The sequence below is a fragment of the Paenibacillus sp. BIHB 4019 genome, assembly GCF_002741035.1.
In the GTDB taxonomy this organism is placed as follows: domain Bacteria; phylum Bacillota; class Bacilli; order Paenibacillales; family Paenibacillaceae; genus Pristimantibacillus.
The window spans coordinates 754768-770463 of sequence record NZ_CP016808.1 but is presented as its reverse complement, the minus strand read 5'-3'; the positions used below and the strand labels follow the sequence as shown (position 1 = coordinate 770463).

10 protein-coding genes are annotated in these 15696 nt (G+C 45.8%); 4 read left to right on the top strand and 6 right to left on the bottom strand.

Features of this window, described 5'->3' with window-relative positions:
• Nucleotides 1-38 precede the first annotated feature (38 nt).
• Nucleotides 39-434 (bottom strand): hypothetical protein, encoded by a 396-nt coding sequence (locus BBD42_RS03420; RefSeq protein ID WP_099516996.1) that lies wholly within the window; start codon nt 432-434, stop codon nt 39-41.
• A gap of 43 nt (nt 435-477) precedes the next feature.
• Nucleotides 478-873, bottom strand: coding sequence for a hypothetical protein (locus BBD42_RS03415; protein ID WP_099516995.1), 396 nt, complete (start codon nt 871-873; stop codon nt 478-480).
• A 307-nt stretch (nt 874-1180) separates the two neighbouring features.
• Here BBD42_RS03415 and BBD42_RS03410 point away from each other — a divergent pair, with 307 nt between their 5' ends.
• The 3 genes from BBD42_RS03410 (at nt 1181) to BBD42_RS03400 (ending at nt 4295) form a co-directional block, all read left to right on the top strand.
• A complete protein-coding gene (locus tag BBD42_RS03410) occupies nt 1181-2341 on the top strand; it encodes a leucine-rich repeat domain-containing protein (protein ID WP_099516994.1) in 1161 nt (386 codons plus the stop codon).
• 133 nt (nt 2342-2474) lie between these two features.
• Nucleotides 2475-4031, top strand: a complete 1557-nt coding sequence (locus BBD42_RS03405; RefSeq protein WP_099516993.1) for a glycosyltransferase family 39 protein — start codon at nt 2475-2477, stop codon at nt 4029-4031.
• A gap of 30 nt (nt 4032-4061) precedes the next feature.
• Entirely contained in the window at nt 4062-4295 is a 234-nt protein-coding gene (locus BBD42_RS03400) for a hypothetical protein (RefSeq protein WP_099516992.1), read from the top strand.
• A gap of 131 nt (nt 4296-4426) precedes the next feature.
• Here the strand turns inward: BBD42_RS03400 and BBD42_RS03395 are convergent, their stop codons facing one another.
• Complete coding sequence (locus BBD42_RS03395) at nt 4427-6418, bottom strand: AraC family transcriptional regulator (RefSeq protein WP_099516991.1); 1992 nt, start codon at nt 6416-6418, stop codon at nt 4427-4429.
• 297 nt (nt 6419-6715) lie between these two features.
• Between BBD42_RS03395 and BBD42_RS03390 the strand changes: the two genes are divergently transcribed.
• Nucleotides 6716-11236, top strand: a complete 4521-nt coding sequence (locus BBD42_RS03390; protein ID WP_099516990.1) for an S-layer homology domain-containing protein — start codon at nt 6716-6718, stop codon at nt 11234-11236.
• 144 nt (nt 11237-11380) lie between these two features.
• Here BBD42_RS03390 and BBD42_RS03385 read toward each other — a convergent pair whose 3' ends face one another.
• The 3 genes from BBD42_RS03385 to BBD42_RS03375 all read right to left on the bottom strand — a co-directional run bounded on the left by BBD42_RS03385 (nt 11381) and on the right by BBD42_RS03375 (nt 15614).
• Nucleotides 11381-13447 (bottom strand): serine hydrolase domain-containing protein, encoded by a 2067-nt coding sequence (locus tag BBD42_RS03385; protein WP_099516989.1) that lies wholly within the window; start codon nt 13445-13447, stop codon nt 11381-11383.
• Between the two features lie 141 nt (nt 13448-13588).
• Nucleotides 13589-14872 (bottom strand): ATP-binding protein, encoded by a 1284-nt coding sequence (locus tag BBD42_RS03380; RefSeq protein ID WP_099516988.1) that lies wholly within the window; start codon nt 14870-14872, stop codon nt 13589-13591.
• Entirely contained in the window at nt 14859-15614 is a 756-nt protein-coding gene (locus tag BBD42_RS03375) for a LytR/AlgR family response regulator transcription factor (RefSeq protein WP_099516987.1), read from the bottom strand. The genes BBD42_RS03380 and BBD42_RS03375 overlap by 14 nt, the downstream gene beginning before the upstream one ends.
• Nucleotides 15615-15696: the final 82 nt, after the last annotated feature.

Sequence of the window (15696 nt, the reverse complement as noted above, 5' to 3'; positions counted from 1 at the left end):
TAGAACAAATTTAAGTAAAAGCTAGATGATCTGTGCGATTAGTTGAAAGTAATAGAGTAATATACGGAAGGAATAGCAGTTGTCGATCCTGGAACGCGCTCTACTACTGTAATCAGAGTTCCAGGGCTGTAGTAGCCCGAGCCGCCATTGTAATTTGTGCTGTTTACGATGGATGTGCCAAGGTCCTGTGTTGTATTGTTGTAGCTCCAGTAGTAATGCAGTTGAATGGCATTTGCTGCCGTTGCCGTTACCTTAACGCTTGAACCAGATGTTTTAGCATTAGGGAGAATGTAGGTATAGCTTTGACCAGCTGTGAGCGTGTAGGAATTGGTAATTCCATAGGCGATGATAATAGGGTTGGCCGATGCCGTCATGCTGAACATAAGAGACATGGCCAAAACAAGTACGAATAATTTTGCGCTTCGTTTTTTCATAAAAGGTCCGTCCTCTCAAAAAATGGATGGTTAACTGATGCGATTAATTGAAAGTAATGGTGTAAGATACGGAAGGCAAAGGAATCGTCGATCCTGGAACGCGCTCTACTACTGTAGTCAAAGTGCCAGGGTTGTAGTAGGCCGCACCGCCATTGTAATTTGTGCTGTTTACGACGTATGTGCCAAGGTCCAATGTTGTATTGTTGTAGGTCCAGTAGTAATGCAGTTGAATGGCATTTGCTACCGATGCTGTTACCTTAACGCTTGTACCAGTCGTTTTAGCATTAGAAAGAAAATAGGCAGAGGTTTGCCCAGCTGCGAGCGTATCGGAATAGGTAATTCCATAGGTTACGGTATTAGCACTGGCCGATGCCGTCATGCTGAACATAAGAGACATTGCCAAAACAAGTACGAATAATTTTGCGCTTAGTTTTTTCATAAAAGGTCCATCCTCTCAAAAATGGATTATTTTAAAGCTTAAATCAGATACAAACTAAACCTTTCGAAGCGATTCGCATCATTCCCTTCTCACTAAATGTTAGCGCTAACATTTCTAACCATTCCAATATATCTTATTAAAATACGGTTGTAAATGGTAGAAAAGAAGGAGCAAATGACGGGTTTTGTCGAGTTTTGGGAATGGAAATATCCAAATTTATGCTATGATAGATTTAGACTGCCTATTGGAGTTTTGGCAGCCACTAATCGACTGCATTCATTACGATTTTGCCTTAAGGAGGAGCGCTATGAATATTACAGAAGATTTTATAGATGAACGATTTAAAACATATATTTTAGAAAATTATTGTGAAAATCGCGAATCGATTCAGACGAGCGATGTGGTGCAAATCGTATCGCTGCAGCTCGCCAGCCAAAAATATTCAAGTCTGAAAGGCTTGGAACATTTTACGTCTCTTGAAGAGCTGGATTGCTCATACAATAACCTGATGGAGCTAGATGTTAGCCGCAATCTAAATCTGAGAAAGCTTAACTGCAACAAAAACGAGATTCATGCCTTAAACTTGACGAACAATCGGAAGCTGGAAGCTCTGGATTGCGGGTTCAACCGGATTCGGGAGCTGGATATTAGCCGCAACGACATGCTCGTCAAGCTGGACTGCTATTGGAACCTCCTTTCGGAATTGCAAGTGGGTCACAACACGAATTTAGAGCAGCTAAGCTGCGGCTACAATGCCCTTTTTAATATAAATTTGGATCAAAATGTCCAGCTTTCACGCCTTGATTGCGGAAACAATTATTTAATAAGCCTGAACGTAAAGGAATGTCCGAGCCTGCTTGAAATTCGCTGCAACAACAATCATCTTACGGAATTGGATGTAACCCACAATCCAGCGCTGCAAAGCTTAAGATGCTTTAATAATCATATTAAAGGCTTGGATATTAGCCATAATGTGCTTTTAGCCGAGCTCTATTGCTCGGAAAATAAAATCTCGAAGCTGGATACGAGCTGTAATCCAAAGCTTGCGCGGCTGGATTATTCAAGCAATCTCATTGTCGAGCCCGATCATACGATCAAAGGGGTAGGAACCTTTGTATACGACGTCTCGCTTATATCCTATTCCACCACGCTTCTATATAAGGAGAAAGAGCTTGCCATAAGTGTGGCTGTCGCCACCAAAGCGGACATGAAACGGCTGTCGCCCACTATTAAAAAAGCGTGGGAGCGCTTTGACCAGTTATGTGATAGCGCGCTGGCTCGGATTGCCGGCATGCATCCTGATGAGGATGTGAATGAGCTCGTTTTGTCCGGGCTGGAGTTTGCCGGAGACCGCACCTTTCGATTAGGCTACGATGCTGGCGACAGTCCAGCGGGGCAGCTATACATTTACGCGGCTTTTAATCATAAGCTTGAAATGGACAGCGAGCTCATCTATGAAGTTTATTAATAAATTCCATACATCTGCCAAACAAGACGCCCCGGGAGCTTGCCCCTGGAGCGTCTTTATTTTGTCTATTCATGAGATTTTCAGATTAGGGACTTATAATGCTTCTATATTCATGCTGTCAAGGAGGTTGTCCATGGTTAAGGGCATTCAAAAAATATTGTATGTGCTGCTTGCTTGTTTTATCGGACTTTTTATCGCGTCGTCGTTTTTTGTGAGGGCGGAATATCAATTTTACGAATACGGCGATACGCCACACTTGGGAAAGCAGCAGCTGGTTTTATTTATTTTGATCATCGGGACAGTCCTCGCCTTAAGCATCTTTCTATACAAGCTTTGCTTGAAGCTGAACAAGTACAGCTGGAAAATCGTTATTCCTGCCACGCTGCTGCTTTCGTGTGCGCTCCAAATCGCGATCATTTTCCTGTTTCCCCGCCTGCCTACGGATGATTCCGAGACGGTGCTTTCTCTGGCGATGAGTATGCTTTATCAAAAGGACTATTCCACCTTTCAGACCGGCGGATATCTGTATATGTTTCCGTTTAACTTTTCCATCGTCCTATACTTAAAAACGCTGCTGCAGCTATTTCCAGATAATTATTTGGTGATTAAAGCCTTCAATATCCTATTTACTCTCGTTACTACACTAATGATTTACTTGCTCTATAGAGAGCTGAATAGCAAGTCAAAGGAAAACGACTATGGCGTTCTAGTGTTCGGCGCGACCTATATTCCAGCACTGTTTATGAGCAATTTTATTTATAACGATGTGATCGCTACCGCTTTTCTGACCAGCGCTTTGTATTTCTCTGTGAGGTTTATCCGAACAAAATCGATTAAGACGATCATCCTCGCGGCCATTTTGCTGGCCATTGGCAACTATTTCAGAAGCATCGGCGTCATTTTTCTGATTGCTGTGCTGCTTAGCCTTATTTTTAACCTAAGGAAAATCGGAGTGAAGAAGGCTATCGCCTCGCTGATTTTATTGGCGGCGCTGTTTAATGTTCCAGCCTGGACGCAAAATGCGGCATTGCAGGCGACGAATGTCGTAGATGAATCGGTCAACGAAAATTCTGCGCCAGTCTACATGTGGCTGAATATGGGCATTAACAAAGACACGTTTGGGTTTTGGGATAACCGGCAAAGCTACAATATTTATCAAAGAGACGCGGGCTATAATAAGGCGGACAGTGTAGAGCTGTTTAAGGAGTCGATTAGCAATAAGCTTTCCGAGGCGAGTATAGGCGATTTAACAGAAATGTATTTTAAAAAGATCGTCTGGACGTGGACGGAAGGAACGTATCAGATGGAGAGGTACGGCATGGGCAACGATGGCTCGTCCGATACAGGAGGAAGAAGGAGCTTTAATCTGGAGCGCTACAGCTATACGACATGGGCGACGGACTTGTTTAAAGCTGATTCGAATTATAGAACAGGGCTGCTCTGGGTGCTGTATGTGATGAGCTTTCTAATGTATGTCGGGATTTTCATCCGATTGCTTGGTGGAATTAAAGGCAAGCGATTCGAAGAAACCTCTTTAATTCTCGTCATTTTAGGGTTCATCGGGTTTTATCTGTTATGGGAAATCAAGTCCCGATATATCTACCCCGTGTATCCATTGCTGATTGTGTTATCCTACATGGGCTTTAAGGATTTTTATGAGTATGGGTGGAAAAAATATTTCCAGAGATAACGATTATACGCTGGAAGAGGTGAGCTAAAGATGCGAAGTACAAGATATGGCTTTGCTTTAATTCTCGTTATGCTCAGCTGCTCCTTGGTGCTTGCCTCATGCGAGACCATTACTGCTCAAGCGATAACCCAATCGGACACAGGCTCAAGGGGAAATGGCGGAGCGGGGATGAACGTAAGGCCGGATACAAATGGCATGCCAGGAATAGATGGAGGCAGTATGGGGAGAAACGGAGGGCAAGGAAGAGGAGGCGGCAGGCCTTAATCTTATCTTTCTGAAATAGAGCATCGACGAGCAGGCTTGTAAACAAAGGAATATGCGCAGCTTGTCCGCATATTCCTTTGTCCCGCTAATCGATTTGCTGAAAGGCTCGTTATATGGATGAACGAAATCGGTTATTGGCCTGCAGTTAGCAGATCCGTTAATATATCGATTTGCTTCATCGAAAAGATCGGATCGTTGAATAGGAACTGATCAAAATCGATCGTATACACGTGATTATTTTTCACGGCATCAAGATTTTTCCAAATCCCGCTCTTCATTAGCTCGTCAACTGAATCTTGTGCATCTGCAGCGGCGGCTAATATTAAGTGATCGCCAGCATACTCAGGAATCGCTTCCTCCGCTATATCCAGATAAGAGGATTCATCATCAATGCCTTCGATTACATCCTTCAAAACTTTCTCCTGAGGTTTAAATCCCCAATACGTATACAAAATATTGCCGCCCATATTGCGGTCCCGATAAATCATTCGATTTTTGGCGGTTCTTACATTCAGTATCGTGAACGTTTCCTCCGGGTTAATGACTTGGTGTACGCGCTCTTTGGTTTCGGCAATTTTGGCTTCGAATTGGGTAATCCATTGCTGAGCTTCCTCTTGCTTGCCAAGTATATCTCCAATCAGTGTAATATCTTTGATTGGATCCTGATGTGCCTCTAGCACAACGGTAGGGGCGATTTTACTGAATGCCTCATAACCGCCGCTTGGTTCAAGGTAAGCTTCTATTATAATAATTAAATCCGGTTCCAGATCGGAAATGGCCTCCAGATTAAGAGGAGCTCCTAAATCGGCAATACCAGTTGTATCCATCGCGCTTGCGGAGTATTGCAGCACATAGGTAGCAGCACCGAGTGGACGCTCGCCGAGTGCGAGCATATGTCCGAGATGGTAAGGCGTGATAATCCGCTTTGGCTGCACAGGAATTTCGGTTTCTCCGTATTTATGCTTGTAAAGCCTTGTAGCCGGAGCGGATTCGCCATCCTTTGCAGCGGAGTTAGCCGCTGCTTGATTGACAGCGTTGGATGTGTGATTGCCCTGATTTTCTGAGCTTATTGAATTGCCTCCCGATTGGCAGGCGCTCATTAGCAGTGATAGGCACAGCACGAGCAAAGCAGTCATTGAAGGTTTTGTATTGCGGTTTGAAATCAAATCTACCTCTCCCTTTTGATGAAAATGATTTTCATTTACATCATGATTATAGGAGTGCGGCAGGGATGGAACAATAGAGGATCGTGACGGATTTAATGGATTAACATCGCTAAACCCGTTTTCAGACTGAAATTTTCGAGCTTGCAGTGGCGAGATGCCGAACTGTTTTTTATATAAGCGGCTAAAATAATACACATCCGAATAACCGACTGATTCGGCTATTTCCCGCAAATTCAGCTGAGTAGTAAGCAAATATTGTTGAGCCTGCTCCATGCGCTTTCCGATGATATATTCATTCGGGCTTTTGCCTACCTCTGCTTTAAACAGCCTGTGCATATAGCTGATGCTGCAGCCGAGGAGATCGGCCAATTGAACCATTGTAACGGGTTTGGTGTAATGCTCATGAATATACCGCAAAGCATGAGTGACGAGATCAGAAGGGCTGCCCATTTCCTTGGAGGTTTCTAGTTGGGTGAACAGCTCATATATAAATTCGAACAGCATAGCCTTCATCCGAATTTGGGCAAGCACACCGGATTGCTGCCATCCTTCGTACATTCGGCGAATCTGGTTGTACAGCATAGCAGGCTCAGGAGGAATAACGTGAAAAAATTTGCCGAATGGCCTATCTTGCTCGGCAAGCCGCTTCATGGCAGAATTCGGCGAAGTGGAGGGGAGGACGGCCTTGTAGAAAACTAAATAACAAGCAAATTCATGCTTGGCAGGCATCACATCTACATACATCCCTTTGCCCGCATGCAATAAATGATACCGCTTGAGCAGGGTTTTATTTTCATCAATTTGGACGTAGGCACTGCCGCTTGTAACAAGCAAAAATACGTTTGCAGGCAGTCGGTAAGAAAGCATATCCTGCCCTTCCCACATCACTTTATAGCGAATATCAAGGATACGTACAGCCGCTTTGCTCCACAGCAGCATATGTTCATCCCATTTCATCGTATACACCTCAATTTTTCCGTATGCCAGGTTTGTTAGAACAGCGTTTATCCCTATTCATGTTACCATATGCTTTCGAGTTTGATAGAAATAAGGACGCACAATAAAATATTTATTACTAAAAAAAGCGGTGAAAAGCCTGATGCTAGGCGGTTTTTCGCTTTTATTTGCAAAATTCTTTTATTATCCTTTTATTGGCCTTTGTTATTATTAAATTGATTTGCGGAGGCAGATGATGCTGGTTTCCGTGACGTTACTAAATGAAGAGAACCATGCAAGCAATCGGGAGGCCATAAAATGGATAAAAGAGTGTGGAACAGAGCGACAGCTATGCTTATTGTCATTAGTATGATGGCAAGCCTTTTCGCTGTGGGGATGCCCCAAGCGGTGTATGCGGCCGAAGATACGGTGAATTTCTCAGGGGGAGACGGCACGCTTGCGAATCCCTATAAAGTGTCAAGCGCGGCGGAATTAAGCAACGTCAATATTCCGGGAGCGGGAGCTTATTTTCAGCAGACAGGGGATATTCACTTGACGGGCAATTGGACGCCGCTCGGGGCTTTTCGCGGTATTTATGACGGCAATGGTTTTGGCATTTATAATCTGAATATGAATTCAGCGGATTTCTTTGTGGGCTTGTTTTCAGAACTAAGTAGCGGGGCTGTGCTTAAAAATATGACGCTGGCCGATTTTAATATTACGGCTACAGGAAATAATGCGCATGTCGGAGGTTTGGTCGGCTACACCGCATCGGGTGCAACCGTTACGGATAGCAAGAGCAATGGTCTCCTTTCTTTTACCGATCCTACCGCGGTAGGGGGGCTGGTTGGTAATAATGCCGGGACGATCAGCAATAGCTCAAGCAACAGCGTAATTACTAGCGGCGCTGATGACTTTAGTGCAGGCGGCCTGGTCGGTGTGAATGCTGGATCCATCATGGGCAGCAGCGCCAGCGGCTCTGTAAATACCAATCATCTGCAGGCTTATGCTGGCGGTCTTGCTGGCATGAACGCGGGAACCGTTAGCGATAGCCAAAGCAGCAGCGCGGTAACAACCGGAGATGCCTCTTCAGCGGGCGGTCTGGTTGGCTCTAATGCATCAAGCGGAACCATTAATAACAGCTTTGGTTCCGGTAATGCCAGCGGCAAAAATAGCTCGGTTGTCGGGGGGCTAGTCGGCAGAAATGCAGGCTATATTAACGGCAGCTACAGTACAGGGAATACAGACGCTGATACAGATGGAATGGTCGGAGGCTTGGTTGGCTATAAGTCAGGTGGATCAATTAACAATAGCTACAGCACGGGAAGTGCCAGTGGCGATAACTCCGTTTTTGTAGGCGGTCTCATTGGAATGAATATGGGAGATGTCAGCAACAGCTACAGCGCGGGAATTGCAAGTGGCGGGAGGGATGCCACTGGCGGTCTGATTGGCTACAATCCTAGCGGTAATGTCACAAACAGCTATTACTATCATTTAAGTGCTGCTACATCGGCCGGAGGCACTGCTAAAAATAACGGAGAGCTTATGCAGCAGGCGACCTACTCCACTTGGGACTTTAATAATGTATGGAGAGTTGTAGAAGGGTACACGTATCCTTCTCTCCAGTGGCAGTCTTATACGCCGAAGGAATCCACAGCGTTGGATCATGTGAATTTAACTTGGGATTTGATTAAGGGAACCAATAGCTCGGAAAATAATGTAACGGCGGATCTAAATCTTCCGGCAAATGGCGCTGCGGGTTCGACCATAATATGGAGCGCATCGGTGAGCGGACTCATTAATCCAAGCACAGGCCAAGTGACAAGGGCAACCGATGATGATCATGCCGTTACTTTAACAGCTACAATCAGCAAATCGGGAGGGCAAACCCGGATAAAATCGTTCAACTTGACCGTTATAGAGGCGCCTAACAATAAGCCTAATCGCAAGGCGGATGTAAATGCGGCGGACACTGCCAAAGTAACACTAAACACGCCTTATACGCTTGATCTTTCAACGATCTTTGAAGATGTGGACAGCGACCCGCTGAGCTATAACGTAGCGGTGAACGGCGCAGCAGCGGTAGCAGCAAGCGCAGCCTACTCCTACACGCCAAATACGGCAGCTCCCGTAACACTTGTTTTCACGGCTGCTGATGGGGAAGATTTATCGGACGATACTTACACGATCCAGTTGGCGGTGAATCAAGCGCCTGTTCGACAGGCGGCTGTAGCTGCGACGACAACTGCGACTGTATCGTTAAATGCAGCGTATATACTTGATCTAGCCGCTATTTTTGAAGATGCAGATGCGGATGCATTAGCCTATGACGTATCCCTAGATGGCGCTGCGGCAGTAACAGCAGCAGAGAATTATACGTATACGCCGGCAGCGGCAGGCCAATTTACGCTCGTTTTTACCGCTAATGATGGCATGAGCGATTCATCGGACACGTATACGGTAGAGCTGACGGTGAACACGCTGCCTGTCCGCCAGCCGGATAAGGATGCGACGGTTGAAGCGACGGTGACGGTGAACACGCCGTATACGCTTGATTTAGCAACTATTTTTACAGATGCTGACGGAAATGGCTTGACGTACAAAGTATCGGTGGATGGTTCGGCGGGGGCAGCAGCGGCTGAAAATTACACGTACACGCCGACAACAGCAGGCCAAGTAACGCTTCTTTTTACAGCGAATGATGGAACGATCGATTCGGTGGACACCTACACGGTGATACTCACGGCTAACACGGTGCCTGTTCGCCAAGCAGATGTGGATGCAACAGCAACTGCAATTGTGACGGTGAATACGCCGTATACACTTAATCTTGCTAACATTTTTGAAGATGCAGATGGCGATGGCTTGACGTACAAGGTGTCGGTGGATGGTGCGGCAGCAGCAGCTGCGGTCGAGAATTACACGTACACGCCGACAGCGGGAGGCCAAGTAACGCTTGTTTTTACAGCGAACGACGGAGTGATAGATTCCGTAGATACCTATACGTTGGAGCTTACAGCTAATACGATCCCAATACGTCAGTCGAACGTTGGAGCAACGTCTACTGCTGTTATAACGCTGAACGGGACTTATACGCTAGATCTAGGCGCTATTTTTGAAGATGCAGACGGCGATGGACTAACGTACAAGGTTTCCATAGATGGAGCAGCCGCTGTTGCTGCAGCGGAAAATTATATGTACACGCCGACAACAGCAGGCCAAGCAACGCTTCTCTTTACGGCGAACGATGGAACAATCGATTCGGTGGATACCTATACGTTGGAGCTCACGGCTAATACGGTGCCTGTCCGACAGGCAGATGTGGATGCGACAGGAGCCGCAATTGTGACGGTGAATACGCCATATATACTTGATCTTGCCAGCATATTTGAAGATGCGGATAATCATCCGCTAACGTACAAAGTTTCGGTAGACGGTGCAGCGGCGGTGGCAGCAACCGAGAGCTACACGTACACACCAACATTGGCAGGGACTGTGACGTTGGTTTTCACAGCCAACGATGGATTTACAGATTCTACGGACACTTATATCGTAACCTTGACGGTAAACCAACCAAGCAATGGTAGCGGTGGTGGCGGTAATAGTGGCAATGGTAACAGCGGAGGCAGTGGGAGTGGTGGAAGCAGTACGGTGACACCGGAATACTCTGTAACCGTAACAGGAAGCGGGGGAACGACGCTTCCAACGCTGCCGGTCAAGGTTGATACAGCGGCAGGGCGCGCAGTCATTTCCATTGGCGAACTGGCGAAACAGATATTCACCGCCAGCGAGACGACGGTTATGACTGTGCCCAATATCCCTGCTATCAAATCTTACACGCTCGAAGTGCCAGCGGATTCAATATCCATGGCGCAAGCCGCTGGTGAACTCATTTTCATAACTCGTGCAGGCAGTATAGCCATTCCAGCTAACATGCTGCATGGCATGGCAGAAACGAATGGGAAAATCGCAAGCCTTACGATTGGTGTAGGCGATAAGAAGGGATTGTCCGCTAAAGCGGCTGAAGCGATAGGCGACCGCCCGCTAATTGAGCTTACACTGGCGCTGAACGGCGTAACGACGCCGTGGAACAATCCAGCCGCGCCAGTTAAAATCACGATCCCTTACGCACCAACGGCTGAACAATTGAAAAATCCAGAGCATATCGTCATTTGGTATATCGACGGCAGCGGCGACGCCATCGCTGTTCCAAGCGGACGCTATGATGCGGTGAGCGGAACGGTGACCTTTGAAACGTCGCATTTTAGCTCCTACGCAGTGGCTTATGTACACAAAACCTTCGCAGACTTAGGCAAGGTGGAATGGGCGAGGCATTCCATCGAGGTGATGGCTTCCAAGGGAATTATCGGCGGTACATCGGCTGGGAACTATACGCCGGCCGCCAACATCACAAGGGCCGATTATCTTGTCCTGCTTGTAAAGACATTAGGACTGGCAGCCGAGTTTAAAGAAAACTTCGCTGATGCAGATTCGGACGCCTACTATTATGAAGCGCTGGGCATTGCCAAGCAGCTAGGCTTGGCGACAGGATCAGGCAGCAATGAATTCCATCCGCAGGAAAGCATCTCGCGGCAGGATATGATCGTGCTGACGGCCCGCGCGCTGGAGAAGTTCAGAGGGCTGGAAGCTGCAGCAGATGTCTCCGTGCTGGAGCCTTATCGCGACAGAGAGGATATAGCTGCCTATGCGGAATCAAGCCTCGCGCTTCTTGTGGAGGAAGGTTTAATCTCCGGTTCTGGAAATAAGCTTAATCCCCGGGCGCTCACAACCCGAGCGGAAGCAGCGGTATTCCTGTACCGGATTTATAACCAGTACTAATCGGTTTTGAACCGCTAGCCGGGTTTGTGGCCGCCTGGAGGAAATAGAAAGAAGCGACAATCGTAAATAGAATACGCCGTTTAATGGATGAAAATCCCCTCTTAGAGCATGCGAAATGCCATTCTAAGAGGGGATTTATTTTTTTTATTGCTTGTTCAAATCAATTTTAAACGTATCCCCGGCTTGGCCGCCGAAAACGATCAGTCCGTCTTTTGGCAGCGTCACCGATTTTTCAAGACTGGCGATCGAGAAGTTGACGATCATTCCTGCTGCATCATACACGGCAAAGCCGCCGCCTGCTGGCACATCCACAGTCATCTTTTTATTCGCTGACTTCTTGTCAATTTTATACCATACGGCATGGCCGCTAGGTGGGATCGTGCTGACCGACGATTTTCCGCTGAAAAGAGGCGCGATTGCATCTTCACGGATAAAAGAGGAGCCGTCGATCATCAAATATTCCTTATTTTTCAATGTGTAGAAATGAAGGTCAAAGGCATCTCTTCCGTCCATAACCGGAATTTCGGCAGCATTGACGGCAGTATTAGCATCCATAATTTTAGTGCCTGATGCGTATCCATACTCGGCATTCACAGTAACCTTCTTCACGAAATACGGCTGCAATAAATAAAAAATAGAAGTGATTTTCTCATTTAAAGGGTAGTAGCTTTTGCCGTTTCTAGCTTCCCATGCCTGTTTCGTTGCCGGGGTTAAAGGATTAGGGTCCAGCTTCTGATAGCTGTAAACGACCATGAGCGTTTGGCCGATGCCCGGGAAATCCAAATAGGAGCTAAGCTTTAAATACGTTTTGCCATTGCTTTGCTCATCAAAGCTTAGCGTTATGCTGCCTTCTTTGTTTTTGAATTGTCCATTGCCTGTGTATACGTATTTTTGTTCAGGTATAAATCCTCCCATTAAAGCAGGTAAAGCAAGCTCTCCGTCCTCAATCGCAATATCCAATGTTGATCCCACCGTACCGTAAAATCCGGAATACGCAAGCAGATCTGCCGGCATATCGACTTTCACGGAAGGCTCGAACGTTTTATCCTGCAAAATGTCTGGAATGATGTTCTCCTCTTTTAAATACTCTAGCAAAACATTGGTTGCAAAAACGCTGTTGTAAAGGGAGCTTCCTCCCGAGGAAAGCACGGCGATGGAAATGTTGTGCTCAGGCAGCGCTATCAGGGCAGCGTGATACATCATCGTATCTCCGCCTTTAGAGAGGGCTGTTATTCCATAATCATCAAACGGCGCCAAGCTGACGGCATCCCAGCCAAGGCCATAGTTAAAGGTATTAGACTCATCCGAAACCCAGAGGCCTTTTTTATACTCATGGCTTTGCATCGCTTCAGCAGCTTGTACGGATAAAATATCGGGATGATTGCCAATTAATACGTCAGCAAATTTACTTAATTCCTCTGCCGTTGAGTAAATGCCTCCTGTCCCAATGACATTGGCGTTTTCGTCGGGCATAGCCTGATTCATCGTCGGAAAATACGTTTTTGCCAGCCGCGTCCGATCAAAGGAGTCGAGCGGTGTTTTCGTAGCGCTTAAATTCAGAGGCTTGGCTATACGCTGCGCAATGAATTCGGTATAGCTTAAACCGCTCACTCGTTCCACCAACTGCTCAAGCAGTTGAAAACTATCGTTGCTATATACCGAAAATTCGCCGGGAGCTGATTTTAACCGTTCAGTTTGCAAGCGGAGCAATAATTTATCATGATTGCTTGTATCGTTGTCACCAAACAGCATGCTGCTTTCATAGTGGGAGCCGTAAAGTCCTGCTGAATGATTCATGAGCATGCGCGGCGTTATTTGCTTGTAGCGCTCATCGGCCATTTTAAAATCCTTGATATACGTCGTCAACGGCTTATCGATATCAATTTGCTTAGCATCAACGAGCATCATCGCTGCTGCTGTAACGTACATTTTGCTTACCGAGCCTATTCCGAGCATCTTGTCCTTCGTAATGGGCGTCTTGGTCGCTCTATCATCTACCCCCGCGCTATCCGATAGGGCAACGGCCCCCTCATCCATAATCGCATATTGCAGCCCGCTGACCCCGTAATTGGACACAAGCTCCGAGGCGAGCAGCTGCGCCTTTTCCTTAACCGTATCCAGTGCCGCCCCCTTATTCGCCTGAGCAAACGTCTGGGCTACGGGGATCATGAACAGCGCAGCAGCCATTAATCCAGCAATCATTTTTTTCATTTTTAAAATCCTCCTCTTAAGTCCATTGCCAAATTTTACTTCCTGTTTGTATCTTACTAGGAGGGGAAGGCATATGGAGCGAATGACCCTGAAACGAAAAAAACAATCCCTAAACAACAAGGTTGTTTAAGGATTGTTCGTTCAAAAGGGCAGCATGACCATATTTTGAAAACGTTTCGGCTTCGTCTCAATGGTCATATGGCCACCATATTTGTCGCATATTCTAGCAATGTTGGTTAAGCCAATGCCATGATACTCCGGGTTCGGCTTCTGGCTGTTCAGCGAGGCGGCCGCTGTTTCCATATGATTAAGAATATGGATGAACAGTGCCGATTCATTGGCATGGATGTGAATGAGAATGGAGCGATCCTCAGCGATTCGCACCTGTTTAGAAGCTTCGATGGCATTATCCAGCATATTTCCTAGGACGACACAAAGGTCATACCGGTCAATGGCAACTTCCTGGGCGTTCAGGTTAAGCTTCGTATCGATTCGTATGCCATTCGCCTGGCCAATCGTCAGCGTATTCGTAACAAGCGCATCAATAACGAGATTCCCCGTATTCACCCTCTGATAGGCGCCTTCGACTTTGTTTAACGTTGTCTTAATGTGCTCCATCGCTGCCGCCAGCTCGTTTCGTTTAATACATTCCTCGATGTACAAAAACTGCTTGTTCGTATCATGAATGATCCTCTTAATGGATTTGAAGCTATGGACGGTTTTCTCGTAATTGGCATCCTGATAGTCCATTTGCTGCTGCAATTGGGCATTTTCATGCATAAATTGAAATTTTTCAATGATCATATCAAAAATATAAATGATCATCACATTGATGAAAAGAAACCCGATGACCGATATGAAATAATGAATGTTCTTCTCGCTATAGCTTGTCAGCACATTAAGCTGGTACAGGCTGATTGCAGGGATAATCATGATGAGCAAATAGTAACGGTAATGCACAGAGAAGCTTTTGTGCTTAGCAATTAGGCGTATAATTTGAATGATGGCAAACATGATGATGCAAGTGAGCATAGTAGCCTTCGTGTAAGCGAACGGGTCCTCAGCATTAATGGAATTAAAGCTGCTGAAGTCAACAGAATCCAGCTGATAAAAAATATAAAGCGAGATGAGATTAACGATGGACATGATCACGCTATAAAGAATCGTAAAAATGATTTTGGCTTTTAACTCGACCTTGTACGACTGAGCCAAGCTAAATATGACAAGCAGCGCTAAAGTCGAGGATATAACAGGCGAGATATAAAAAATCAAATATAGTGAATCAAATATGATGAAAATAATGGAATAAAGGAAGCGATGCGGCTTTCTAGCCGACTTGCCAAAAACGGAGTTAAAGTATATAGAGACTTGAACGCACATTACAAAAGCAATGCTTATTACGATAAACAGGCTACCTTGAATCATATTCATGAACCCTCATAATCATAAATTTAGTATAAAAATCTTTCACTTCTTTAATTTTTGAACGCCCGATCGGCAGCTCCAGGCCATTAGACATGAGAACAACCCCGCTCGCAAACTTCTTTACGTGGAGCAGATTAATAATAATGGATCGATGAATTTGCAAGAAGTTGCTGTCCTTCAAGGCTGAAGCGTAATCGGCAAGGATGCCTTTGCTTTCATAGGTTCCATGTGAGGTCATAAAATTCAGCTTGCTCTTTACGCTTAAGCTTTTGGCTGCCTCGATGCCAATGATGTCATCATATTTTAAAACAACCTCTTCATAAGCCGACTTGATGACCAGAAACTTTTTGTGAAGCGCTTGAAAGTATTGGCATAGCTTTATTATTTTTTCCTCAAGGATTGCAGGGGCTACCGGCTTTAATAAATATTGAAAGGTCATGACGTCAAAGCTTTCGACCATATATTCCGGGTAGCTTGTCAGGAAGACAATTTGCTCATCGAGGCGATGGAGCCCTCTAATTTTTCGAGCGGTTTGAATCCCGTTTAGCCCGCCCATTTCAACATCCAAGATTAAAATATGGAAAGGCGCTTCTTCCCGCTCGTAATGAGAGAGAAGCTGTTCTCCCGAGCTGAATAATTCGATTTCAAAATCGATATTGGACTTGATCGACAAAGCAATGAGCATGCTTCTAACGAGCTCTCTTTGCTGCTCCTCATCCTCACAAATTGCTACTCGGTACATAAAAGGATACCTCCCTCAGTTCCACTTGCGTCATTGTACGACGGTATCTAAACATCATACAATTATTTGGCGATGAAAAAAC